The organism is Bacillus sp. FSL M8-0266, assembly GCF_038613425.1.
Classification (GTDB): domain Bacteria; phylum Bacillota; class Bacilli; order Bacillales; family Bacillaceae; genus Bacillus; species Bacillus pumilus.
The window spans coordinates 3367843-3391803 of record NZ_CP152015.1; the positions used below are offsets into that span (position 1 = coordinate 3367843).

At 40.4% G+C, this 23961-nt stretch carries 30 protein-coding genes; 16 read left to right on the forward strand and 14 right to left on the reverse strand.

Annotated features, from left to right (window positions below; genetic code table 11):
• Window positions 1-357 precede the first annotated feature (357 nt).
• Window positions 358-714, reverse strand: coding sequence for a hypothetical protein (locus MKY83_RS17355; protein ID WP_065097885.1), 357 nt, complete (start codon window positions 712-714; stop codon window positions 358-360).
• Between the two features lie 117 nt (window positions 715-831).
• Here MKY83_RS17355 and MKY83_RS17360 point away from each other — a divergent pair, with 117 nt between their 5' ends.
• Window positions 832-1242 carry a YwpF-like family protein gene (locus tag MKY83_RS17360; RefSeq protein WP_003215215.1) on the forward strand — a complete coding sequence of 137 codons (411 nt, stop codon included), beginning with the start codon at window positions 832-834 and terminating at the stop codon, window positions 1240-1242.
• Window positions 1243-1463: 221 nt separating this feature from the next.
• Here the strand turns inward: MKY83_RS17360 and mscL are convergent, their stop codons facing one another.
• Both mscL and fabZ read right to left on the reverse strand, forming a co-directional pair.
• Window positions 1464-1859, reverse strand: a complete 396-nt coding sequence (mscL, locus tag MKY83_RS17365; protein ID WP_044140111.1) for a large conductance mechanosensitive channel protein MscL — start codon at window positions 1857-1859, stop codon at window positions 1464-1466.
• A gap of 125 nt (window positions 1860-1984) precedes the next feature.
• Complete coding sequence (fabZ, locus tag MKY83_RS17370) at window positions 1985-2419, reverse strand: 3-hydroxyacyl-ACP dehydratase FabZ (RefSeq protein WP_012011512.1); 435 nt, start codon at window positions 2417-2419, stop codon at window positions 1985-1987.
• Window positions 2420-2637: 218 nt separating this feature from the next.
• Between fabZ and MKY83_RS17375 the strand changes: the two genes are divergently transcribed.
• Window positions 2638-3693, forward strand: coding sequence for a tetratricopeptide repeat protein (locus tag MKY83_RS17375; protein ID WP_065097884.1), 1056 nt, complete (start codon window positions 2638-2640; stop codon window positions 3691-3693).
• Between the two features lie 14 nt (window positions 3694-3707).
• Here MKY83_RS17375 and MKY83_RS17380 read toward each other — a convergent pair whose 3' ends face one another.
• From MKY83_RS17380 to spoIIID, 4 genes are all read right to left on the reverse strand, one after another.
• Window positions 3708-4526, reverse strand: coding sequence for a flagellar hook-basal body protein (locus tag MKY83_RS17380; protein ID WP_003215031.1), 819 nt, complete (start codon window positions 4524-4526; stop codon window positions 3708-3710).
• Between the two features lie 30 nt (window positions 4527-4556).
• Window positions 4557-5396 carry a flagellar hook-basal body protein gene (locus MKY83_RS17385; protein ID WP_106067013.1) on the reverse strand — a complete coding sequence of 280 codons (840 nt, stop codon included), beginning with the start codon at window positions 5394-5396 and terminating at the stop codon, window positions 4557-4559.
• Between the two features lie 124 nt (window positions 5397-5520).
• The gene (gene mbl, locus MKY83_RS17390; protein ID WP_012011515.1) at window positions 5521-6522 is read right to left on the reverse strand and encodes a cell shape-determining protein Mbl; all 1002 of its coding nucleotides are present in this window, start codon (window positions 6520-6522) and stop codon (window positions 5521-5523) included.
• Between the two features lie 184 nt (window positions 6523-6706).
• Entirely contained in the window at window positions 6707-6985 is a 279-nt protein-coding gene (gene spoIIID / locus MKY83_RS17395) for a sporulation transcriptional regulator SpoIIID (RefSeq protein ID WP_008343327.1), read from the reverse strand.
• Between the two features lie 338 nt (window positions 6986-7323).
• On the opposite strand from spoIIID, the gene MKY83_RS17400 reads away from it, so the two are divergent.
• The 3 genes from MKY83_RS17400 (at window position 7324) to MKY83_RS17410 (ending at window position 9644) form a co-directional block, all read left to right on the forward strand.
• Window positions 7324-7737, forward strand: coding sequence for a MarR family transcriptional regulator (locus MKY83_RS17400; protein ID WP_044140115.1), 414 nt, complete (start codon window positions 7324-7326; stop codon window positions 7735-7737).
• Between the two features lie 15 nt (window positions 7738-7752).
• The gene (locus MKY83_RS17405; protein ID WP_044140116.1) at window positions 7753-8940 is read left to right on the forward strand and encodes an MFS transporter; all 1188 of its coding nucleotides are present in this window, start codon (window positions 7753-7755) and stop codon (window positions 8938-8940) included.
• A 104-nt stretch (window positions 8941-9044) separates the two neighbouring features.
• On the forward strand, window positions 9045-9644 hold the full coding sequence (locus tag MKY83_RS17410; RefSeq protein WP_044140370.1) for an undecaprenyl-diphosphatase: 600 nt from the start codon (window positions 9045-9047) through the stop codon (window positions 9642-9644).
• A 37-nt stretch (window positions 9645-9681) separates the two neighbouring features.
• Here the strand turns inward: MKY83_RS17410 and MKY83_RS17415 are convergent, their stop codons facing one another.
• Entirely contained in the window at window positions 9682-11070 is a 1389-nt protein-coding gene (locus tag MKY83_RS17415) for an MFS transporter (RefSeq protein ID WP_044140118.1), read from the reverse strand.
• A 168-nt stretch (window positions 11071-11238) separates the two neighbouring features.
• Between MKY83_RS17415 and MKY83_RS17420 the strand changes: the two genes are divergently transcribed.
• The 5 genes from MKY83_RS17420 to MKY83_RS17440 all read left to right on the forward strand — a co-directional run bounded on the left by MKY83_RS17420 (window position 11239) and on the right by MKY83_RS17440 (window position 15363).
• Window positions 11239-12126 carry a transporter substrate-binding domain-containing protein gene (locus tag MKY83_RS17420; protein ID WP_044140120.1) on the forward strand — a complete coding sequence of 296 codons (888 nt, stop codon included), beginning with the start codon at window positions 11239-11241 and terminating at the stop codon, window positions 12124-12126.
• 40 nt (window positions 12127-12166) lie between these two features.
• Window positions 12167-12844, forward strand: coding sequence for an amino acid ABC transporter permease (locus MKY83_RS17425; protein WP_080772963.1), 678 nt, complete (start codon window positions 12167-12169; stop codon window positions 12842-12844).
• Window positions 12845-12854: 10 nt separating this feature from the next.
• Window positions 12855-13595, forward strand: a complete 741-nt coding sequence (locus MKY83_RS17430; RefSeq protein WP_113767789.1) for an amino acid ABC transporter ATP-binding protein — start codon at window positions 12855-12857, stop codon at window positions 13593-13595.
• A gap of 193 nt (window positions 13596-13788) precedes the next feature.
• Window positions 13789-14997: an ammonium transporter gene (locus MKY83_RS17435; RefSeq protein ID WP_044140123.1), complete on the forward strand. Its 1209-nt coding sequence runs from the start codon at window positions 13789-13791 to the stop codon at window positions 14995-14997.
• An 18-nt stretch (window positions 14998-15015) separates the two neighbouring features.
• Window positions 15016-15363: a P-II family nitrogen regulator gene (locus MKY83_RS17440; protein ID WP_335351368.1), complete on the forward strand. Its 348-nt coding sequence runs from the start codon at window positions 15016-15018 to the stop codon at window positions 15361-15363.
• Window positions 15364-15443: 80 nt separating this feature from the next.
• Here the strand turns inward: MKY83_RS17440 and MKY83_RS17445 are convergent, their stop codons facing one another.
• Window positions 15444-16340 (reverse strand): peptidoglycan DD-metalloendopeptidase family protein, encoded by an 897-nt coding sequence (locus MKY83_RS17445; protein WP_003214850.1) that lies wholly within the window; start codon window positions 16338-16340, stop codon window positions 15444-15446.
• Window positions 16341-16456: 116 nt separating this feature from the next.
• On the opposite strand from MKY83_RS17445, the gene MKY83_RS17450 reads away from it, so the two are divergent.
• Entirely contained in the window at window positions 16457-16966 is a 510-nt protein-coding gene (locus tag MKY83_RS17450; RefSeq protein WP_065097881.1) for a GNAT family N-acetyltransferase, read from the forward strand.
• 32 nt (window positions 16967-16998) lie between these two features.
• On the opposite strand, the gene MKY83_RS17455 is transcribed toward MKY83_RS17450, so the two are convergent.
• From MKY83_RS17455 to MKY83_RS17465, 3 genes are read right to left on the reverse strand one after another with little or no spacing between them, the layout of a single operon-like run.
• Entirely contained in the window at window positions 16999-17529 is a 531-nt protein-coding gene (locus MKY83_RS17455; RefSeq protein ID WP_106067008.1) for a thioredoxin fold domain-containing protein, read from the reverse strand.
• Window positions 17526-18083: a MauE/DoxX family redox-associated membrane protein gene (locus tag MKY83_RS17460; protein WP_065097879.1), complete on the reverse strand. Its 558-nt coding sequence runs from the start codon at window positions 18081-18083 to the stop codon at window positions 17526-17528. Before MKY83_RS17460 ends, MKY83_RS17455 begins: the two co-directional genes overlap by 4 nt.
• Before the next feature lies 1 nt (window position 18084).
• Window positions 18085-19884 carry an ABC transporter ATP-binding protein gene (locus MKY83_RS17465; RefSeq protein WP_065097878.1) on the reverse strand — a complete coding sequence of 600 codons (1800 nt, stop codon included), beginning with the start codon at window positions 19882-19884 and terminating at the stop codon, window positions 18085-18087.
• A gap of 98 nt (window positions 19885-19982) precedes the next feature.
• On the opposite strand from MKY83_RS17465, the gene MKY83_RS17470 reads away from it, so the two are divergent.
• Window positions 19983-20492: a thiol:disulfide interchange protein gene (locus tag MKY83_RS17470; RefSeq protein ID WP_126741268.1), complete on the forward strand. Its 510-nt coding sequence runs from the start codon at window positions 19983-19985 to the stop codon at window positions 20490-20492.
• Window positions 20493-20540: 48 nt separating this feature from the next.
• Here MKY83_RS17470 and MKY83_RS17475 read toward each other — a convergent pair whose 3' ends face one another.
• Both MKY83_RS17475 and MKY83_RS17480 read right to left on the reverse strand, forming a co-directional pair.
• Window positions 20541-20942 carry a hypothetical protein gene (locus MKY83_RS17475; RefSeq protein ID WP_185107725.1) on the reverse strand — a complete coding sequence of 134 codons (402 nt, stop codon included), beginning with the start codon at window positions 20940-20942 and terminating at the stop codon, window positions 20541-20543.
• A gap of 33 nt (window positions 20943-20975) precedes the next feature.
• The gene (locus tag MKY83_RS17480; protein ID WP_003215165.1) at window positions 20976-21170 is read right to left on the reverse strand and encodes a hypothetical protein; all 195 of its coding nucleotides are present in this window, start codon (window positions 21168-21170) and stop codon (window positions 20976-20978) included.
• A 299-nt stretch (window positions 21171-21469) separates the two neighbouring features.
• On the opposite strand from MKY83_RS17480, the gene MKY83_RS17485 reads away from it, so the two are divergent.
• The 4 genes from MKY83_RS17485 to rpsN all read left to right on the forward strand — a co-directional run bounded on the left by MKY83_RS17485 (window position 21470) and on the right by rpsN (window position 23748).
• A complete protein-coding gene (locus tag MKY83_RS17485) occupies window positions 21470-21892 on the forward strand; it encodes a DUF5362 family protein (protein WP_044140130.1) in 423 nt (140 codons plus the stop codon).
• Window positions 21893-22035: 143 nt separating this feature from the next.
• Window positions 22036-22185, forward strand: a complete 150-nt coding sequence (gene rpmG, locus MKY83_RS17490; protein ID WP_003214771.1) for a 50S ribosomal protein L33 — start codon at window positions 22036-22038, stop codon at window positions 22183-22185.
• Window positions 22186-22265: 80 nt separating this feature from the next.
• Window positions 22266-23462, forward strand: coding sequence for a GTP-binding protein (locus MKY83_RS17495; protein WP_113767791.1), 1197 nt, complete (start codon window positions 22266-22268; stop codon window positions 23460-23462).
• Window positions 23463-23478: 16 nt separating this feature from the next.
• Entirely contained in the window at window positions 23479-23748 is a 270-nt protein-coding gene (rpsN, locus tag MKY83_RS17500; RefSeq protein WP_106067004.1) for a 30S ribosomal protein S14, read from the forward strand.
• Window positions 23749-23961 lie beyond the last annotated feature (213 nt).

A 23961-nucleotide genomic window follows, 5' to 3' on the forward strand; every position in this document is an offset into this window, starting at 1 on the left:
TCCTTTTTGTCTCCATTTTGGCTATCATACCGCTGATAAAATCCATCATCAAGAGGTGATCGGTTTATCATTGAATAAAAGGGTACCCGGCCACGCTACATGACCGGATACACACAAGGGGATTTAAGAGGACACATGACCTATACAAAGAAGCGATGGTTCTATTACGCAGTGTTCTTATGCTCAAGGCAGCGTCTATCAGCTTTAGCTAGAGGGGGGCTGTCAGATGCTAGACGTTACCTTTTGATTCAGACCGTACCTCCTTTCCTTTCAACTGCCCTTAGTCTACCGAGAAAGGTTGTATGTGACAAAACCTGAAAATGACAAAATCCCCCCCTCAAATTCTCTATTACCTCTTTAATTTCTGCTTTTTACCGCTTGAGTATAATACATCATCTTGTTTTGTTTAATGAAAAACTTATTTTTCATAAATTGATAAAAAACGTCTGAATGAATCCAATTACTAGAAGGCATGTGAATATAATCAGATCCGTCCCACGCAAACCAATAAAAACAAAGCTGTCCGTCATGAATCGACAATTGAAATTCAAAGTAGTCCATTTGATCCTCGGTGACGTATTGAAACGTGAGTGACTCACCTTCTTCCATGTACACATCACAAAATGAAAGAATGTCTCCCCACGAATAAACGCGCATTGTGCTCTTTGCCTTCTCCTCGCCAATATGTATGTTTCGCAATTGATAAGACTCCATAAAACATCTCCTTTCACTCATATGCAGCTCGCTTTAAGCAGGCAGCGGTTTCATTTATACAGATGTTGTATGCTATAATGATACTTACGAATAATGAACGCTTGTGAGGTGAAAAATATGAAAACCTTTAGGCTGATTGATTTAAAAATCGAACTTGATCCAAAGCAAGATAAAATGTCCAGCATTCCCCTTCGTGATGGTTTAATCATTAATAAAGAAGATGGCGAAAATCACTGGATGATCGAGGCACTCATTCCAAAGAAACATAGACAGGTGTTTGAGGTGCTCTTTCAGCAGCACACTGAAGTGAAGATTCTTGTGACGATCACAAAAGAAAACAACCGCCCTGTTCATCTATCTGTCCAAGTCAAAAACATTGTTGCTTTAGAAGAAAACATTTCTGTGCTGCTCGATGGTAAGATGATTACAAATCGTTACAGAACAGAAACCGAAGAAGTACTTAAAGACCTCGTCAAAGAGGGGCTTTCCGGAGAAAAACTGCTGGATGCATTTAAACAAAACACATAAAAAGAGCGGGATTAGCCGCTCTTAGATAGTTGACGAAGGGCTAAAATGAATCTTATTTTAGCCCTTTGTCTTCCTTTCAGCGTGATAGAAAACCTTTGCAGTCCAGAAAGGGCGGGCACTGGAGCGGAACGAATTGAATATTCGTGAGCACCAGAGCACAGACCTGACAACGAATGCGAGGGTTTGCCTACACGCTGAGAGCGGAGTTAGCCGCTCTTTTTTTATTGCACATCTTTCGATTGGCTTTGATTTTTCAAGAGATCTCTAATTTCAGTTAGTAAAACTTCCGTTTGATCCGGCGTTTCTACAACCTCTTCTTCCTCTACCTTTTTCCGTTTTAATTTATTCAAATAACGAATAAAGATAAAAATGGAAAACGAGATAATCAAGAAATCAATCACTGTTTGTATGAAGCTTCCATATAAAATTTGAGCAGATCCGATCTTAATAGATAGACCGCTAAAATCATGTCCGCCAATAATAATACCGACGAGCGGCATGATCAAATCATTCACAAGAGAAGTGACAATTTTGCCAAATGCTCCCCCAATGATGACACCTACAGCCAAGTCAATGACATTTCCCTTGACTGCAAATTCTCTAAATTCTTTCAGCATCTTTTATCACCTTCATCTTTTTTGTCTAATATGACGTTTTTTTGTCAAAAATGCAAGTCCTGATCCGTTCAGACTAGTTGTTTCCATATAAAAAGCGATTCATCCTTGATGAACCGCCAGGCAAATCATGATACTTTAGGACCGATAGAAAATGTGAGTTCTGCTTCACATGCCACTTCGCCATCTACTGTGGCTACTGCTTTTCCTTTTGCAACTGGACCCCTAAGGCGCGTCACTTCTACCTCTAAACGAAGCTGATCGCCAGGCTTCACCTGTCTTTTGAAACGGCATCCGTCAATTCCTGCAAACAAACCAATTTTCCCTTTGTTTTCTTCTTTGCCTAACATAATGACCCCAAACACCTGCGCAAGTGCTTCTACAATAAGCACACCCGGCATGACTGGGTATCCTGGGAAATGACCATTAAAAAATTCTTCGTTCACTGTGACATTTTTAATCCCAACCGCTCTCTTCTCTCCTTCAACCTCTAAAATACGGTCGACCAATAAGAATGGATAACGGTGTGGAATAATGTCTTGAATTTGCTGAGCATCAAGCATATCTTGATCTCTCCTTTTTTCTATATCGATGATCTTCATTTGATTCCTATAGAAGTATATTATGAATGCTCGTATTTTTCAACGTCCGCTCCACATATATGGTAAAAAATAGAATCTACTATTACCTATTGTCATCAAATATAATCCACACTACACTCATTGTTTTTTCACAAATATGGTAATATATATTACATCATTGATTGAATAAGAGGGAAAAAATGAATTTTATAAGTGATAAATCCATTAAAAAACTTCTCCATTCGTGGTATACAATGCTAAAGCATCGACATTTTTCGAAGGCTGAAGAAATCAAAATAACTCTATTAAAACATCAACGTAAAATATCAAAAAAACAGGAACTCTATTTACATTATCAGCTGATGCTTTTTCGGCATCAGCTCTGGATGAATCAGACAGAGGACTTAGAAAAAATTAAACATGAACTGATGCAGTACAAAGACCAAATGAACGATCAACTGCAATATTATTTTAACTTCTTTCTCGGTTTATACGAATCTTTAAAAAGCGATCAAAATGATGCCATTCATTATCTTGAAAAAGCAGAAGAAAAACTGCCGCTGCTAGACGATGAGCTAGAGGAAGCCGAGTTCCATTTTCGTACAAGTGGTGTTTATTATAACAACCGCTATTCGTTGTTATCGATTCGTCATGTTGAAAAAGCCATGGATATCTTTGCAAAGCACGGGGATATCCATAGCATTTATCGGTGCAAAATTGTCCTCGCACTTAACTTTAGCGATCAAAAAAAATATGAAGAAGCAGAAGCTCTTTTTATTGAGATCATCGAATACGTGAAAATCATTGATGATCAAGAACTGCTCGGTATCGTTTATTATGACGCTGGCTTTATTCAGTCGAGACAAAACCGTCACAAGAAAGCGCTGGAATACTTTAAAAAAGCACTTCATCTCCCAGCATACCGGAAGTCCGCACACTCCTATGTATCGTGCCTCTATGAAACTGTGCGTTCCTGTTATAAAGAAAATTTAACCGATGAAGGAATGAAGTATATTCAAAAAGGATTAAAAGAAGCCGTTGCTTCACAATTTGATATATTAAGAATCAAGTTCCAAATCTTATTTCTTCTCTACAGCCAAACGCCAAAGGCAGATGAGCAGATTGCAAGGCTCGTCACATGCCTTGAACGAAAAGAAGCTTGGATTGATCTTGAGGATCTGCTTGCCGATGTCTCAGATTTTTATAAAAAAAAGGGCGACTTTGAGCGAGCCGCCTTTTTTATCATGAGAGGCTGATGTCAGCCTGCTCGTTATCGAATTGTATTCACTAATCCAAGCATTTGATCACCCATCGTAATCGTTCTTGAATTCATCTGATAGGAGCGCTGTGTTGTCATGAGATCCGTTAATTCTTTAGACATGTCCACATTCGACGTTTCAAGTGCACCTTGCTGAAGCTGAATCGCTTGGCGGTTTGCTCCATTTAGTGCCGTTAATGCACCTTGATAAGTACCGTCAACTGAGAACAAATTATCTCCTTCAGAGACAAGTGCTGAAGAGTTATTGACTTGTACAACCCCTAAATTCACTTGCTGATTCGGTTGATTGTCTCTTGAAATGGCTGTTAGACGTCCATTTTTATCAATTGAAATATCACGGAAATTCGCATTTAAGACGATTTCATTTCCGTTTTCATCAAGAATCGGATGGCCTTCGCTAGTGACAAGCTGCACTTGATTACGATTATTGCCTGGCTGTAAGTAAAGAGAACCGTCTCTTGTATAACGAATATTACCGCCGACATTGACCTGCATATACTGAGATGGCGCTCCAAATGCAACATCAAGATCACGACCTGTTTCTTTAATCGAGCCTTGCAGCGAGTTAATGGACGCATTGACCATCGTACCCGTACCAAGCCTTAGCCCATCAGGTGTCAGACGACTGTTTGCCACCTGCGCATTTTTTTCATCCACTTGGTTGAACTGTTGTCTGATCAGCTCTGAGAAACGGGTATTTTTCGCACGGTACCCTGTTGTTTCACTGTTCGCGATGTTATTACTGATAATATCAAGCTGCTTTTGTACTTCGTTCATTGATACAGCTGCATTGATCATCGTTCTAAGCATGAGAATCCTCCTTTCTTTTTCATTTCTTGATTAGTACACTCTGCCGATTTCATTCACTGCTTTTTCTAAGCTTTTATCATACGCCTGAACCACTTTTTGGTTTGTTTCAAATGCTCGATAGGCGGTTGTCATTTCTGTATATGATTTCGTCACATCCACGTTCGATAGCTCCGATACACCTTGACTTAACGTATAGGACATTTGACCGTTATTGACTGCGCTTGGCAGGGGCTGGTTATCAGCTGTACGGTATAAATCATTTCCTTCTCTCGCTAAATTCCTTGTATCCATCGCAACACGTACATCAATTTGCCCGAGATTTTGTCCATTTTCACTCACAGTTCCATCTGCATTCACTTTGAAATTCTCACTCTGAACCGTAATTGGCTGACCTGTGACAGAAAGAAGGGCACTTCCATTGATAGTCAACTGATTTTGTGCGTTCATTGTAATCGAGCTGCTTTTCGTATAACGAACGCCTTCTGGGGTATTGACCGCATAAAAGAGCGCTGATTTCTGATTGGTCTCCGGGTTGATCGGCACATTATTTTCGACTAGTGCGACATCCGTTGTTTGATCTGTTGTTTTTAAAGTTCCTTGTGTAAATTGAGGGATCAGTTCCTGCATATAGGTCCCCGTATTAATGCCGCCAATCGGCGTTTGCTGCGGAACACTAAAACCTTTGCCTGAGGAAGTTTGGAAACGTCCTGACTCCATTCGGCTTAGCAGCATTTCTGGAAATGCCCGCATGGTCCCCTCATCCGCTTTATATCCTGGCGTATTCGCATTTGCGATATTATTTGAAAGCATTTCTGTCCGCCGCTCTTGAGCGATCATGGCAGATGTTGCGGTATATAGTCCTTTTAACACGTGCTCACCTCATTAAAATTCTTTCACATGACCTAAACACAATCTTCTATGAAATATATCGGCATATTTGCAGGGTTCTTTAATAAAAATCCCCCATTCTTTCGAAAAAGAATGAGGGACATCATTAGCTGAGTTTACGCTTTGGCAGCTTGTCCATATTATCAAGCATGACGCCAGTACCAACAGCTACACAATCCATCGGATTCTCAGCAACGAAAACTGGTACTTTCAGCTCTTCTGCAAGCAATTGATCAAGCCCGTTTAGAAGAGCTCCGCCACCTGTAATGATGACGCCGCGATCAATAATATCAGCTGATAATTCAGGCGGTGTTCTCTCAAGAACTTGCTTCGCAGCCTGAACAATCGCAGATACAGATTCACGCAATGCTTCTTCTACTTCTTTGCTTGTGACGGTAATCGTTCTTGGTAATCCTGTCACCATGTCTCGTCCACGAATTGAAATCTCTTCGTGACGTGCGTCTGGGAATACCGTTGCAACTTGGATCTTAATATCCTCAGCCGTGCGTTCACCGATCAACAGCTTGTACTCTTTTTTAATGTAGTTGAGAATTTCCAGATCAAATTTGTCTCCAGCCATTTTAATAGAAGAGGCGGTTACAATGTCACCCATTGAGATGACAGCGATATCTGTCGTTCCGCCTCCAATATCTACGACCATGTTTCCACTTGGCTGAAAAATATCCATACCAGCACCAATAGCTGCTACTTTTGGCTCTTCTTCAAGAAATACATGCTTACCGCCGCTTTTTTCAGCAGCTTCTTTGATCGCCTTCTGCTCAACAGATGTAATGTTTGTTGGGCAGCAGATGAGCATACGCGGCTTAGAGAATAGCCCTTTCACATTTAATGAGTTAATAAAATGCTTGAGCATCGCTTCAGTTACTTCAAAATCAGCAATTACGCCATCTTTTAATGGACGAATCGCAACAATATTCCCAGGCGTACGTCCAACCATACGTCTAGCCTCTTCTCCAACAGCCAAAACTTTCCCGCTGTTTTTGTCAAGAGCTACAACAGATGGTTCATTTAACACAATTCCTTTTCCTTTGACATGAATCAGTACATTGGCAGTACCAAGATCAATTCCAATATCCCTAGCAAACATCTATATATATCCTCCTTGAAAATCTGTTTCCATAGCAAATACCACATTCTGCCCTAATTATATATTCTATCATAATTTGCAGAAAAAAAGATATTTCTTTACAAAAGTCTTTACAAATTTTGTGGTTAGAAACTACCGATATGAGGAAGATATATATATCATGTTTATGAACAAAGAACTAAGCTTATTGTTTCACAGGCTCGCCTTCTAAAATTTCTTCTTTTTTATACTTTAATTTAGTGGCTTCTCCCCCTCGCAAGTGGCGGATTGATTTATGATAATCCAGTATCTCCTTCACTTCATTAGCCAGATCTGGATTAATTTCTGGCAGTCTTTCTGTTAGATCCTTGTGTACAGTACTTTTAGAGACTCCAAATTCTTTCGCAATTACACGAACGGTTTTCTTTGTCTCCACGATATACTTTCCTATCTTGATTGTTCGCTCTTTGATGTAATCGTGCACACCACTCGACCTCCCTAAAATGGATGTGAGAAGTGTGAAATGAGATTCGTATCAATATTATCCATTTTCAGAGGCGCTTGTTCGTCTTAATTTCTCATCCATTAGGTAGTAAATGCCAAACACGATCCCTCACCTCAAACACTCTCTTTGTCAGGTTTGTAACAGTGTATTAGCATTGCATAGGGAATATGCTAAAAATGAAGATAGGACAAGGGATTTATCAGAAAATGCAATCATTTCGAGTGGCGAAAATTTTCACTTTACAAGAATGGGTCGAGCACGTAAAATAGAAAAGGTGATTTTATTTACCTAGCTAAATATTGAATAAAGGTGAGCATATGGATACGTTAAATAGAGAGTGTTTACATCAAATACACCAAAGCGCACGCCTGCTGTCTAAAAAGGCGAACGAAGCGCTTGCTGCTTATGACTTGTACATGTCCCAATGGACTGTACTTTTTTGTTTGGATACATTCGGCCCGAAAACCCAAAAAGACATTTGGACATATTTGAACGTCGAAGCCCCAACCATTACCCGAACCGTAACCCGTCTAGAAGCAAATGGCTGGGTGCAACGTGTACAAGGAAAAGACAAACGTGAAAATCTGATCGTGATGACAGATGATGCTAAGGCCCGATTTGAAGAAATCAAACGTACGATGGAACAATTTGAAGAAGAATGTCTTTCAGATTTCACCCACGAAGAAAAACAACTCCTCCATACACTTTTACACAAATTATCAACTGAATAGGAAGTGACATACATCATGAACGAACGCATTTGGACGAGAGACTTTATCATGATTGTCCTGGTGAATTTATTTACGTTCACCTCTTTTTATGCCCTTTTAACCTTGCTGCCTATTTACACAATGGATGAACTAAATGGAACAGAATCACAGGGCGGTCTCCTTGTGACGGTCTTCTTATTGTCCGCCATTGTGACAAGACCGTTTTCTGGAGCCATTATTGAGAAATTCGGTAAAAAACGGATGGCGATTTTCTCCTCAACGGCATTTGCCTTACTCACTTATTTATACATCTCAATTGATCAATTCCAAACGCTTCTCATGCTGCGTTTCGTGCAAGGCATCTTTTTTAGCATTTTGACGACAGTAACCAGTGCCATTGCGGCAGATATGATTCCAAAACATAAACGCGGGGAAGGACTCGGCTACTTTGTCATGTCCATGAACCTCGCTGTGGTTATCGGTCCATTTATCGCACTCAATCAAGTAGGTAAAGTAGGATTCCATTCCTTATTCCTTCTTTTTTCCATTATCGTTACCATTGGTGCCGCTTTTACGATGCTGATCAGACAGCCAGAGCTTGAAGATGGGGGTAGTGTCGTCTTCCGATTTACTTTTTCTCATCTGTTTGAAAAAGGTGCATTAAAAACAGCGGCGGTCGGCATCATTATTTCATTCTGTTATTCGCCGATCATTTCATTTATTTCAGTCTATGCCAATTCCCTTCACTTGATGGGGGCAAGCAGTTATTTCTTTATTGTGTTTGCGGCAGCGATGCTTGGATCACGTCCATTTACAGGAAGACTTTTTGACCGAGTAGGACCTCACATTGTGATCTATCCTTCGATTGCTCTTTTTGCGATTGGTTTATGGATGCTGACAGCTACACATTCAGCTACAATGCTTCTTCTATCAGGTGGTGTCATTGGACTTGGCTATGGATCGCTAGTACCATGTTTACAAACACTTGCCATTCAGCACTCACCAGCTCACCGTACAGGCTATGCGACGGCTACTTTCTTCACTTTATATGATACGGGTATTGCTGCTGGCTCATTTGTATTTGGTCTTCTTGTCAGTTTCACAGACTTTTCAAATGTATATCTCATTGCAGGTATTGTTGTCTTGCTCAGTATGATTGTTTTTTATTGGAGCGAACGAAAGCCCCAAGAAGCAAAAGCACAGAAGGTCTCCCTATCAGAATAGGATTCTATTTTAAACTTCAACGGAAACATGCTAAAATATAGGATGTTTCAAATAAACGATTATTTGACAAATAGTTGGCATTAAGCGAAGGTATAGGTGATGTTTTGAATTACGAACTGTTTAAAGTGATACACGGGATGGCTCATCATTCTGAGTTTTTAGATCAGGCCATGATTTTCATTACGAAAAAGGCCATTCTTGTGTACGCCCTTGTCTTATTGATTTGCTGGTTTTTAGGTAATCACAAATTTAAGAAGCATGTCTTCTTTTCCGGTGTAACGGGCATCGCGGCACTTATCGTCAATTTTGCGATTACACTGTTTCATTATGAGGAGCGACCGTTTGTGGCGCATAAAGTCGACACACTCATTCCGCACTCAGCAGACGCTTCCTTCCCAAGTGACCATACAACAGGTGCACTGGCTCTTTCACTTGCCATTCGATCTCGTAATAAAAAGCTTGGCAACATCTTGCTCGTCTTTGGATTACTCACAGGATTCTCCCGCATCTGGGTCGGTCACCATTATCCATTAGATGTTTTAGGCAGCTTGATCGTATCGATTGTGGTCGTGTTTATCATGAATAAATTATGGAAGTTCTTTGACTCTCCAATTGATCGCATCGTCACTTTCTATGAGACAATTGTAGGGAAAATATTCAGAAGGAAGCAAAAGGATCAGGGCTCTGACCTGTCTAACTCTTAAGCGGCTTGCGATAACGTGATGAAGAATCTTCTTCCACTTATCGCGCCGCTTTTTTTATTGAATGTCCTCCTCTGACCTTGTTCGAAAAATAAAGACTGACACCGATGCCGATAAGGGAAATCATGATCAACGTCCAGCCTAACTGCTCAAAATGAGGACCAGCAATTTCATCCCCAAACAGCATACCGAGAACAGCAGATGACAGAATGGAACCAAGGTAGCGGCATGTTTGAAAAAGCCCAGAGGACGTGCCAATCATATGCTGAGGGCTTGCCTTGAGCATGGCAGCTTGCAGCGCAACATTTCCAATCCCGTAACTAAGTCCAAGCAGCGCTAGAACCAGCCCTTTCCCCCATAATGGTGCCGGAATAAAAAAGAAGGTCATCGCAGACGCCCCAGCCAGCATTAATACCGCACTGGCTAATACGGGATGGCGTTCATCCCCGCGGTCCACCCACTTTCCCGTCAGCGGAGAGATAATGATGCTCACCCCAGACATGCAAAGCATAAAAAGACCCGTCATTTCCACACGCCAGCCTAATTCATCTTGGAAATAGCTCGGCAAACCAAAGAAAAGACAATAGAAAAAGATATTTAAAATGATAAATTGCACATACACGAGTGAAAGCCGCTGCTCCTGTCTGAACATCCGAATTTGAATAAACGGTTCATCCACCTGATACTCCCACCAAATAAAAGCGCCTGCACTCACGAGACAAAGAATCCCCTGTACATATTGAATGCCATGACCTAGTGATAATAAAAACGAAAGCAGAAGGACAATACAAACTGTAAAAAGCAGCATGCCTGGCAGATCGAGCTTCCGTATCGTTTCACCTATACGTAGCTTTCTCTTTTTCTGCTCCTTTGGAAACAAAGATAGTCCAAGAAAGAAGCTGATCAAAATAAAAGGCAGATTCACTAAAAAAATAGCCGGCCAGCCACCGATTGTCATCAAAAAGCCGCCAAGTGTCGGTCCAAGCGCCGTCATCGCTGAAGCAAAAATGGACAATACCGCTAACGCCGATGCCTGCTTGTCTTGAATATGATCCCGAATGAGTCCGACACCAGAAGGATAAATGGCACTGCTCCCAATTGCCTGCAATAGCCGGATCACAATCAGCACCGCAAACGTCGGGGCAAACGGCGCACAGATGGCTGAGACCGCCACAAGACCCAGTCCGAATAAAAATAATGTTCTCCGGCTCATCACATGATCCCCAATCCGGCCGCTCACCGGCTGCGTCACCGCACTAGCTAAATAAAAAGACGAAATAAGCCAAGATACAGTCGTAAATGACAAACCGAATTCATGTTGGATTTGATGCAAGGCCAAAGAAATCATTGAGGAATTCAACGGATTTAACATCGTCCCAAAGGCAATAGCAGTTAAAAAGACTTTTCGGTTGTCCCTCCACTTCTTCATACACCGACCCCCTCTTTATGTTCTGGCATGTTTCCTTCCGTTATTATGAGATTCATTTCCCTTTTTTACCCTGATCAATTCAAGTTCTCTCTTGGAAAAGCAAGACATACATTTTAAAAAGGGCGAGTGTTGGAAAAACACATATAAAATTGAGAATATGAGGAACAAATGGTAAGATGCTACACATATTTAAAAGCCTACTTTCTCCTTATATGGAGAACGGCTGAAAAGGAGGAGAAGCTTATTATTAAGAAAAGACGGTTTTGGGTCCCAGCCCTTTTCTCGGTTGCAGTATTACTTCTGTCTTCGTGTGGTTCAAATGAAACAAATGGGAACGGAGATAAACGTAATTCTACAGCGAAAGGGTCGCCAATTTTGGAGGATGGAAAATTTATATTTGCAGCATCAGGTGAATTTCACCCGTTCAGTTACATGGATGGGAATCAGATGTCAGGCTTTGATATCGATGTAGGCAATGCGATCAGTGACAAACTAGGCCTTGAGCCTATACAGAAGAAATATAAGTTCGCAGGCATTGTCGAAGGTGTGAAATCAGGAAAATTTGATGCGGCAGTTGCAAGTCATACCATCAATGAGGAACGAAAAAAACACGTCCTTCTTTCTAAGCCCTACTACTACTCTGGTCCGCAAATTTTCACAAGACCTGAAGCAGACATTCAACATGCTGATGATTTAAAAGGTAAAGAAATTGCTGTTTCAAAAGGCTCGTCCTACGCTGATATTGCAAAGGAACATAGCGGGCAGGAACCAAAATATTACGACAGTGATGTAGTCGCTTTAGAAGCACTAGCCAACGGAAAACACGATGCAGTCGTGACGGATTTCGCCACAGGTGCAGAAGCCATGAAGAAAAAATTAAAGATCGAAGCGCAGGAAAGACTCGGACAAAGCGAGCAGGCAATTGCTGTATCTAAAGAAAATGAACAGCTCATAAAAGAGATCAACGATGCGATTGACGCATTAAAAAAGGACGGAACATTAAAACAAATTAGCGAGAAATACTTTGATGAAGACATCACGGTCAAACAAAATTAAAACCACGATTGTGCGCCTTTTTTAGGCGCACTTTCTTCAAATGGAGATGATTGTTTTGCCTAGCCTATCACATTTTTTTCAGACGCTGATTGATTCAAGAGGTATTTTTTTAGAAGGAATGCTACTCACGTTACAGCTCACTGTGATCAGCATCTTTATTGGCATGTTCATCGGGCTCTTCTTTGCTTTATTGAAAATATCACGCGTGACTGTCTTCGGTTATATCGCCAACGCCTATATCTTCCTTGTACGCGGCACACCACTGATTGTTCAAATTTTCATCCTATATTTTGGACTGACAGAATTAAATATCCCCGACTTCTGGGCCGCTTCCATTGCGCTCGCCTTTCATAATGGAGCGTATATAGCAGAAATATTCAGAGGCGCCATCCAATCGATCGATCAGGGGCAAAAAGAGGCAGGACGCTCTCTTGGCATGGGACGTTTTCTAACAATGAGACGCATCATTCTCCCGCAAGCGATGCGACGCGCCCTCCCCCCTCTTGGCAACCAGTTCATTATCGGCTTAAAAGATTCATCACTCGCCGCCTTTATTAGCGTCAATGAACTATTTAACGTCGCCACGACCCAAGGCTCAAACAGCTTTGACAATATGACCTATTTACTTGTTGTAGCCGTCTATTACTTAGTTCTTGTCCTGCTGTTAACGTTCGCTGTCCAAACCTTTGAGAAGAAACTATCAGTCAGTGACCATTAGGAGGAGAAACATGACAGAATCAAAGGAACTCATTCGTGTTGAAAAACTAAACAAACACTTCGGAGAACTGCATGTTTTAAAGGATATCGACCTCACTGTTTATGAAAATGATGTAGTCGTCTTAATTGGAGCCAGCGGCTCTGGAAAAAGCACCTTGCTCCGCTGTATGAACTTTTTAGAAATCAAAAATGATGGAGAAATCATCATTGATGGCAGCCCTGTTCATCCAAAACGCGATCAATTAAACGAGATGCGGCAAAAAATAGGCATGGTGTTTCAGCATTTTAACCTCTTTCCGCATAAAACTGTGCTTGAAAACATCATCGAGGCGCCTGTTATGGTAAAAAAAACAAAAAAGACTCAAGCTGTATCAGAAGCCAACGTCCTGTTAGAAAAGGTCGGACTTGCGGATAAAGCCAACGTATATCCTTCTAAACTATCAGGCGGTCAAAAGCAGCGTGTGGCTATTGCAAGAGCTCTTGCCATGAAACCAGATGTCATGTTATTTGACGAACCTACGTCCGCCCTCGATCCAGAGCTTGTAGGCGAGGTACTGCAAACAATGAAAAGTCTCGCAAAAGAAGGCATGACGATGGTTATCGTCACACATGAAATGGGCTTTGCAAAAGAAGTCGCCGATCGTGTCGTCTATATGCACGAAGGCCGTATCGTCGAAGAAGGCACGCCATCAAAATTGTTCGATTCTCCTCAAGAGGAACGAACCAAGTTGTTTCTCAGTTCCATTTTATAGGTCAAACGCCCTTTGTTTTTCGTGCTCAATGCACGTTTTTTCTCATATTTCACGAACTTTTCATCCATTTATATTGAATATAACCAAAAACCATGTAAGATTAACTTACACAAATATGTTATATATGACTTTTCTCTCTATAATGAAGAATTAAGAAATCAATTAATTCTGAATGATTCAGGGGGAATGCAGCATGCAAATGGGTGATACAGTATTTATGTTCTTCTGCGCACTACTTGTGTGGTTAATGACACCGGGTTTAGCCTTATTCTACGGAGGACTCGTGAGAAGTAAAAACGTCTTAAGTACAACCATGCACAGCTTAACTTCACTAGCGATCGTCTCTATCGTATGGATCATGTTCGGCTATTCCTTGGCTTTTGCGCCAGGCAATGCATGGATTGGAGGCTTAGACTGGATTGGACTAAAAGGCGTTGGCTTTGAACCTGGTTCCTACAGTGAGACCATTCCACATTCATTGTTCATGATGTTCCAAATGACCTTTGCCGTCTTAACAACAGCCATCATCTCAGGTGCCTTTGCTGAACGAATTCGTTACTCAGCGGTCGTCGTGTTTACACTCCTTTGGGTCACATTTGTATACGCGCCAGTCGCACACTGGGTATGGGGCGGCGGTTGGATTGGCGAAATGGGTGCACTCGACTTCGCTGGAGGAAACGTGGTTCACATTTCATCAGGTGTTGCAGGTCTAGTCGTAGCGATTGTGCTCGGGAAGCGTAAAGAAGCAGCAAGCTCTTCTCCTCACAATTTGATTTATACCCTTCTTGGCGGAGCTGTCATTTGGTTTGGATGGTTTGGCTTTAACGTTGGAAGTGCTCTTACCTTAGACAGTGTCGCAATGTATGCCTTTATTAACACCAATACAGCTGCTGCTGCGGGAATCATTGGCTGGCTGTTAGTCGAGTGGATGATCAACAAAAAACCGACCATGCTCGGCGCGATTTCTGGAGCCATCGCAGGTCTTGTGGCAATTACACCTGCCGCAGGTTTTGTCACACCTTTTGCTTCTATTATCATCGGAATCATCGGCGGCATCGTGTGTTTCTGGGGAGTCTTCTCACTCAAAGCCAAATTTGGCTATGATGATGCACTAGATGCATTCGGGCTTCACGGAATTGGCGGGACTTGGGGAGGAATTGCAACAGGGCTTTTCGCAACAACCTCTGTCAATGACGGCGGAGCCAATGGCTTATTTTACGGAGATCCCAGCTTACTTTGGAAGCAAGTTGTTGCTATTGTAGCCACCTATGCCTTTGTAGCTGTTGTGACATACGTGATCATCAAAGTGGTCAATCTCTTCTTTAAAATTCGCGCAACTGAAGAAGAAGAATCAGTGGGTCTTGATTTAACCATGCATGGGGAAAAAGCTTATCAAGATTAATGAAAAAGGGGTGTCTCTATGAGCAAAATGTATAAAGTGGAGATTGTCACACGTCCAGCCAATTTTGAAACATTAAAGGTGGAGCTTGGAAAGATTGGTGTCACTTCCATTACCTTTTCGAATGTACACGGCTGCGGTTTACAAAAGGGACATACAGAGCTATACCGCGGCGTCAAAAAGGAAAATAATGTGTACGAACGATTAAAGATTGAAATCGTCCTAAGCGAAGTACCTGTCGAACAGGTCGTTGAAACAGCTCAAAAGGTACTTCGTACAGGCGAACCAGGGGATGGGAAAATTTTTATATATGAGATAGAAAATACAATCAACATTCGGACAGGTGAAGAAGGACCTGCCGCACTCTAAACCATCCCCCGCCGAGTGCGGGGGATTTTTTAAAGACAGAAAAAAACCTCTGCATGATTCATATACAGAGGTTTCAAGACTTAAGATTGTTTTGTTTCTTCAGATTGACTGCTGTCTTTAGAGGAATCAGAAGACTTTTCTTGATCAGAGGATTTCCCCTTCTCATCAGACTTTTCTTCAGATTTTTCTCCAGCAGGCTCTTTGGCCTTATCTTCAGCAGCAGGTTCCTTCGTTTTTTCATCAGCTTTTGGCTGAGCAGGTTCTTTTGCTTCTTCCGTCACTTCTTGCGCGGCCTTTTCAATAGTCGAAACAGGCTTGTCAATGAAGCTAAGTGGATTAAGCGCTAAACCTTCCATACGAATTTCAAAATGCACATGGTTGCCGCTTTCAGCACCATAAAGATTTTTACCAGAAGCACCGATGACATCATTCTGCTTCACTTCATCGCCTTCTTTAACACTCACTTGTGACAACGATTGATAAACAGTCGATAATCCATCTTCATGTTCAATTTCAACGACGTGACCGAGAACTGGATCTTTTTTCGCTTGAACCACTGTTCCACTAAGAGCAGCTGTGACATCAAACACTTTGCCATCTTTATCTGCAAGATCAATACCTTTGCTCAAGGTATAGGTGTTATTATAGTTTACAAGTGCTGCTTCTTTTTCTTTTTGATCAGCATCTGCTTCATAGAACTTTTTCACGACAGAAACATTATCAGAATTCTGGACTGGCATGGCAACATTTTCAATTGGCTTTCCAACTTCAACGGCATCATCACGCTGTTCTTGCCCTGTTTGATTTCCATCAGATAGTTGGTCTTTCACATCTTTTGATACAGCTTGATACCAAAGAACGGCTGTTAACACGACCGCTGCGCTGACCAAGTAAATTGCAGGGAATACCCAGCGCTTACGGAAAAATTGCTGAACTTTTGTGATTTTGGAAGTACGTTTCTTTTCTTCCTCTCTCATTTTTCATCACCTCAGCAACATTCTGAACACTTTTCAAAAAATATATACACACGAAATCATTTTTCTTTTTATTTTGCGCAATCGCATCAATAATATGTATGATGAATGAAAAAAAGATGGGGGACTTTAATGTGAAAACTTTCAACCGTATAGCAACAGAAGATGACCTCAAAGCAATCGTTGATATTTACAATTCGACTATTGCTTCAAGAGAAGTAACCGCCGATACAGAACCAGTTTCAGTTGAAGACCGCCGGCAATGGTTTTTGAATCATTCAGAGAAAAGACCTCTCTATGTGAAAACAGATGAGGATGGACATATTTACGGCTGGCTCAGCTTTGAAACGTTTTATGGAAGACCTGCATACAACGGGACCGTTGAAATGAGTATTTACTTAAACCAAGACTATCGAGGGCAAGGCTTAGGATCACTTTTTTTACAAGAGGCCATTGAGTTGGCACCTTCACTAGGCATTCGAACATTACTCGCCTTTATTTTCGGGCACAACGAAGCCAGCATTCGATTATTTAAAAAGCACGGCTTTGAAACATGGGGTCACTTGCCACGCATCGCAGAAATGGACGGCAGCAGGTACGATTTAGACATTCTAGGAAAAGAATTATAAAACGAGCGTCTCTCCAACAAAGAGACGCCTTTTTATGATGCGTGTAACAACTGTTCAAACTGTTTCGCATTTTGAACAGCCTTTCTTTGGAGGATGATGCCATGTTCATCTATCAGAATCGCTTGCGGAACCACAGTTACCCCATACAGCTCCATGATTTGCGAAGAGCGCACATACACAGCTTGATCAGGCAGCAATTGAAGAAGCAATGCATCATCTCCTTGTTCATCTCCATTGATGAAAATGAATTGAGTATCATCGCTAGAAATGTGCTGACGCATATCAGACAAAATGCTTTTGCATGTCATACAAGTGGTATTTACAAATAACAGCATCACGGCTCTTCCGTTCTGTAAATACTCCTTTAAAATAACCTTATCTCCTAAATGTGTATAGCTTCGAAATAACGGCGCAGCATCACCAACATCCGCTTCCTTTAATTCAATCCCATCAAGGGATTTAATTTTACTCATAAATTTTCCGATAAAGCGGGCAAGCAAAAACACGACCGCCAGCTGAGCAATGACAATGAATAACACAATAATTAGTAGAATATCAGTCATTTCACTTGGTCTCCTTCTATAAACGATTCAAATTGATTCATCCATTTTCTTTTGAACATCATGATTGTTTTCCCCACTGCTATAATCAAACAGACAGCCACTGCAATCAGAAAACAAATAATATGAAATGGCCACGGAATTGTTTCTACATAGGGATGTACATAAAACAACCCAATCACAAGAGCCAGCATCGACACATTACGAATCACAATTCCCCAGTGAAGGCGGTCATTTTCAAGCAAACCTCCACAGCCGCATGAAATGTGACGATGTCCTCTCAATAAATTGAAGGTGACCGCTCCAGTATAGATACATAAAAGTGCTGTAAGACCAATCGCAGGTACAAGAGACATGTTCCACACGAACAATAAACCCGTACAAGCCAATTCAACAGTCAAAAACAAATAAAACATAGGCGCCGTGAGCGCAAGAGGCAGCAGTCGATAAGCATTCATCTGCTGAATATGCGCTGTTTGTTTTCTCACTTTATCAAGCCATGAACCTGCAAAGATGATTCCTAATAAATAGACACCTATAAAATAAAAGACACTCACCTTACGCCATCTCCTTTTGTTGAAATAGTTGGGATTGTGCCTCGTAAAGTCTTTTGTACTCTCCATCTAGCGCCATCAGTTCTTCATGGTTCCCCTCTTCAACGAAAGCACCATCTTTCATCACGATAATCCGGTCTGCTAAGCGGGCCGCTCCCATACGGTGGGTGATAAACAAGACCCCTTGATCCTGAGTATGATCGAATAGCTTTCGAATGAGTGAAATCTCCGATAGCGGATCGAGAGCAGAAGTCGGTTCATCTAAAATGATAAAATCACTTTCTCTAAAAAAGGTTCTCGCCATCGCAAGCTTTTGCCATTGTCCCCCAGATAGTTCATGACCTTCTTCAAAAAACCGGCCAAGCTGCGCATCGTATGTTTCTTCCATTTGATGAATTCTTTTCTCTATGCCTGCTTGCCGTGCAGCTGAGATCATGCGCTCTTCCTTATCTATTTCGTCGATACGGCCAAATCCAATGTTTTCTTTCACAGTGAATTCGTACTTCATAAAATCTTGAAAAAGGACGGCCATTCTCGCATGATATGATTTTTTATAAACGGTCGATATCGATTCACCATTGACCCTTTGCATATTCGGCTTGTCTGGATCATATAAACCGGTCAAGCATTTAATCAAGGTCGTCTTACCTGATCCGTTATCCCCCACCAATGCAATGCGTTCACCTTTATCGATATGAAAATGTATATGTTCAATAGCAGGCGTTTTCATATTCGGATAGGTAAAAGAGAGATTTTCTAGCGTAATGGACTGAATACATTCAATCCTACGAAGCGATGCCGTTTCCTCTGTCTGCTCATCAATTTCTTCTTCTCTCTTTTGAAAAGTTCTCATTTCATCAATATAGAGACTCGTTTCATATAAACTAGAACATTCCCTCGTCAAATCCTGAAAACCACTTTGAATATTTTGCACAGCTTGGAGCACAGCAACAAACGTACCCGCAGCTAATTTCTTTTGAAAGATAAGAAAGACAATAAAAAGACCACAGCACACATAGGCAAATGTCATAAGCAATCCGCCTGCCATCTCCCAGCGAACCTGACGTTTTAGTAATTTATATTTTTCATCTGCACTTTTTACATAATGACCTTGCCATTTTTGAAGAAGATAATTTCCAATTCCATATAAACGGATTTCCTTCAATGAATCTCGCTGCGCAACAAGATCAGACACATACATTTCTCTTCGATCATTGGCCGTTAACATGCGGTTTAATTGATACCGTGCACCTCCAAAGAAAAGCTCAATCCACAAGACAGGCAGAGTACATAAGATCAGAATGACCGCCAAGCCCCAATGGATACCAATCATATAAATGAGAAGTGATACAACAGTAATCAATGCGCTCATGATTGTAAAAATACTTCTAACCATACTCAGAACATGCTGATGACTGTTCATCACACGTTGACTTTCATTATAAAAAGACGGGTGTTCAAATGTAATATATGGAAGCCTGATCGCTTTTTGAAGCAATTCACCCTTCAAATGCAAACCAATCAGATTTGTCGCTTTCTGCTGACTAAGCTGAAGAATGAATTGAAGCCCATATCCTAAAATCACAATGACCATTTGCAACCCAAATAACCTTAAGACCTTTTGAATATCTCCTGAAGAAGTCATGAATAAAATAATTTCATTAATCAATGTTTGAATAATCCAGACACTAGCCAAAGGCATAAAGCCAACGATCACTTGGATTAATAAAGTTAATAGAAGATATGATCGACTTCTTTTCCAAGTATAGGAGATTGCATATAAACAATGGTTCACTGTACTCATCAAACGCTCCACCTTACACCATTTAGTATAATTGACATATTTTTGATATTTATATTATGATAGCTCTGCGTAACTTCATTCTGAGAGGACGATATACGATGACTTCAATCTTACTTTTACAGCTAACTCTTATTCTTTGCAGCCTTTTATTGACGATCGGAATCATGATCTATTTAAAACACCAGATGGAATTAATCATCTTACCGATCCAGCATGTTGGACAAAAATTTGTTCATCCGCTACTTGAAAAAACATCACCTATTCAAATAAATGATCTACTGCAAACCAATCACAAGCAGCAGTTGCTTATATTCACTGACACAGCATGTCCGCATTGCATCCCATCACTGGAACAATTCCTAGAAACGAAAAAGCAGCGTCAATTAGACATTTCTTTTAGTATTTTGCTAAAGAATGGGAAAGAAGAGGATCAAGAATTATATCGTGATAACCAAACCAACATGCGAATTATCTCAGTGGACGAACAAATGATAGGCGTCTTTCATATTGAAGAGTTTCCATATTACATCATGGTAGAAGAAGATGAAACAATCTCATATGCAGCCCCTTTTCCGGATGGTCTTTATTCAAGGTTTTCTGCAAAATAAACATAAATGAGGCATGTGAAGATAAAAAACACACGCCTCATTTTTTTATTAGTTTGAATCTGCCTGTATATCCTGATCCTTTTCCCTTGCGGCGATTTCACTCGCTTCACTTGAAGCTGTGGCTTGTTCCTCAGCTTGTTCAAACTCACTGCGAGCCTCATTTGAAATATCTACTTGGTCACCATGCTGATTCACAGTAACGGACGAAGAAGACGATTCTTTTTGAACCTCTTTCTCTAGTTCCTTTAATTTAGACACATGAAGCTCTAAATCTTTTCCTTGCTGAACTAGAGTCAGTTGTTGAAATAATGCCTTTCTCTCTTCTGGAGAATGGTCGCCTTGAACAATTTTCGCTGCTTGGTTTAAAAAAGAATTGGATGTTTGACTCGCTTGACGACTGTTTGACGTCTGCATAGCATTTGTTAAGAATGAAATCGAAGATATGCTCATGCGTTCACATCCTATTAAATAAAATCCTTGAATTTAGCAGCCACATCTAATGCGTTCTTGGCTAGTACAAATCTCACCTGTATCACGATCCACGTAGTAACGGAAAGTTCCAACACCTTGAAGGAAACAAGTTGGCGCTGATTTGCATGAAGTGACTAATTTTTGCAAAATACATCTTGAAGCTGCAGGTTGAACATTGGTCATTTTGTTTAAGAAACGATCTAACATATGAATTCCACCTTCCAATTTTTATGGTAATACAACACAATAATAACCAATTACAAGACAACTAACAACATATTTTGATAATTTTACTAATTATTTTTAACTACTAATCTTATTTATGACATAAATCGACGTTAAAATTCATAGTAAATGTTACTTTTTTCTTATTTGAAGATAATTTATTTATCCATAAATAGTAAAGTGAAGATAGAAATATTTTTTAATTGTCCTACATTCACTCTTCCTAAAGTACTACCTGCTCAAGTATGATAAAGAGTGAATACATAAAGGAGTGAACACCATTGCAACAAACTGAGAAAATCATTCAATCTCTTCATTCGATCACAAAGTGGGGAAAAGTTGGTAGTATATTTCTCTATATTTCAGGCGGCCTAGCTATTCTTATTGGTTTTTGGCTTGTTCTTCCTGCTGCCCTTGGCGTCTTCCTCATTATGATGGGAATCCATGTACAAAAATCTGTAAACGCAGCTGAACAATTAATTCAAGCTCCTGATAATTCTTATGAAGAGTTATTAGAACAATATGCTAAGATGATGAAAATGCAGACGCTATTTGCCATATCAAGTATTGTCGCAGCCATTCTCTCATTCATCGCCATTATCCTGATGCTGATATTAGGCGGTCTAGCATTTCTTCAAGAAATTCCTAGTGACATTCAGCACTACGAAGGCGAATACGAAGAAGAGCTTGGTGACTTTTATTAATGGAGGGGGGTATCAATGAACATATGATACCCCTTTTGTTTGATATTTGGCATTGTTTTACCCTTCTAAGCTTGACATTCTATCTTGATCATTTTAAAATACAAATCGTAATAATTACGAATTAAAGGAGGGTCCTATTACTGATGCGTGTAAAAATTACCTTAGCCTGTACTGAAACTGGTGACAGAAACTATATCACAACAAAGAATAAAAGAACGAATCCGGACCGACTGGAGTTAAAAAAATATTCTCCTCGGTTAAAGAAATATACCCTTCATAGAGAAACAAAATAATTTTTAGGTTTCAAATCGTAATCATTACTTTTTAAGAGAGGCGGAAATTAACATGAGCATTGGCAAAGGGACAGAAGGAAATGAATAAACGAATACCCGTTACAGTATTAAGCGGTTTTTTAGGAGCTGGAAAAACAACGATATTAAATCATGTACTACAAAATCGTAAAGGGTTAAAAGTAGCTGTTATTGTTAATGACATGAGCGAAATCAATATTGATGCAGAACTAATCAAACAAGGCGGTGAGCTCTCTCGATCAGATGAGAAGCTAGTTGAATTATCTAATGGTTGTATTTGCTGCACACTAAGAGAAGATTTGTTAACCGAAGTAGAGCGCCTATGTAAGACTGGTCATATTGATTATATTGTCATTGAGTCAACAGGTATTAGTGAACCTATTCCAGTCGCGCAAACTTTCTCTTATATTGATGAAGAAATGGGGATAGATTTGACGCGCTTTTGCCGGCTAGACACGATGGTCACTGTTGTAGATGCGAACCGTTTCTGGACCGACTTCCAGTCAGGAGAAAGTCTATTAGACCGTAAACAAGCCGTTTCCGATGATGACGAACGAGAAATTTCCGATTTACTTATTGATCAAATTGAATTTTGCGACGTGTTGATTATCAATAAGTGTGATCTAGTATCAAACTCAGAATTAGACCGACTTGAGCACGTGCTGACCACACTTCAACCAGAAGCATCTATCATCAGAACCTCAAAAGGGCAAGTAAAGCCAAGTGACATTTTAAATACTGGTTTATTCGATTTTGAAAAGTCCAGTGCTTCTGCTGGATGGATTAAAGAAATCAACGCTGGGCATTCTCAGCATACGCCAGAAACAGAAGAATACCAAATCTCCTCCTTTGTTTATGAAAGAAGACTTCCCTTCCATACTGGCAGGTTAAATAATTGGTTAGATCAGATGCCAAAGCAAATAGTTCGCGCTAAAGGATTTACATGGCTTGCCACACATCATGATTTAACCATTTTAATTTCACAGGCTGGAAAATCTGTTGCGATTGAACCAATTGCCTACTGGATTGCTGCCTTGCCTGAGCAAGAAAAAGCACAGATATTAAAGCAAGAACCAGAGCTTCTTGATGAGTGGGACGCAGAATTTGGTGACAGGCATACAAAACTTGTGTTTATTGGCGTAGATTTACCTAAAGCAGATATCATTCGCACACTTGATCAATGCTTACTCACACCTGAGGAATTTGATCAAGAATGGACTACGTTTGAAGACCCCTTTCAATGGAAAATCCAACATTAAGCCAGGAGGGTTTTAAGTGGCAAAGAAATCTAAAATAGCTAAAGAAAAAAAGCGGCAGCAGCTTGTATTGAAATATGCAGAATTAAGAAAAGAGTTGAAAGAAAAAGGTGAATATGAAGCTTTACGGAAATTACCTAGAGACTCTTCCCCTTCTCGCTTAAAAAACCGCTGTGAGTTAACCGGTCGTCCTAGAGGTTACTTACGAAAATTTAAAATGTCTAGAATTGCTTTTCGTGAGCTTGCCTATCAGGGCCAAATTCCAGGAGTGAAAAAATCAAGCTGGTAAAGATTGAGTTGATCTTATCACAGCTCCCATAAAAGTAAATCAGTAAAAAATGTTGAAAAATCTATTTTCTAAGCATATCCCAACCTTTTTGAGCCACAAAATAACATTTTAAAAACCAGCAGAGTTTCTGCTGGTTTTTGATCATGACAGGATTCTAAGATGAATAGACCTATTTCTATAAAAGGATTTTCAACAATGATTATGACATTTTCT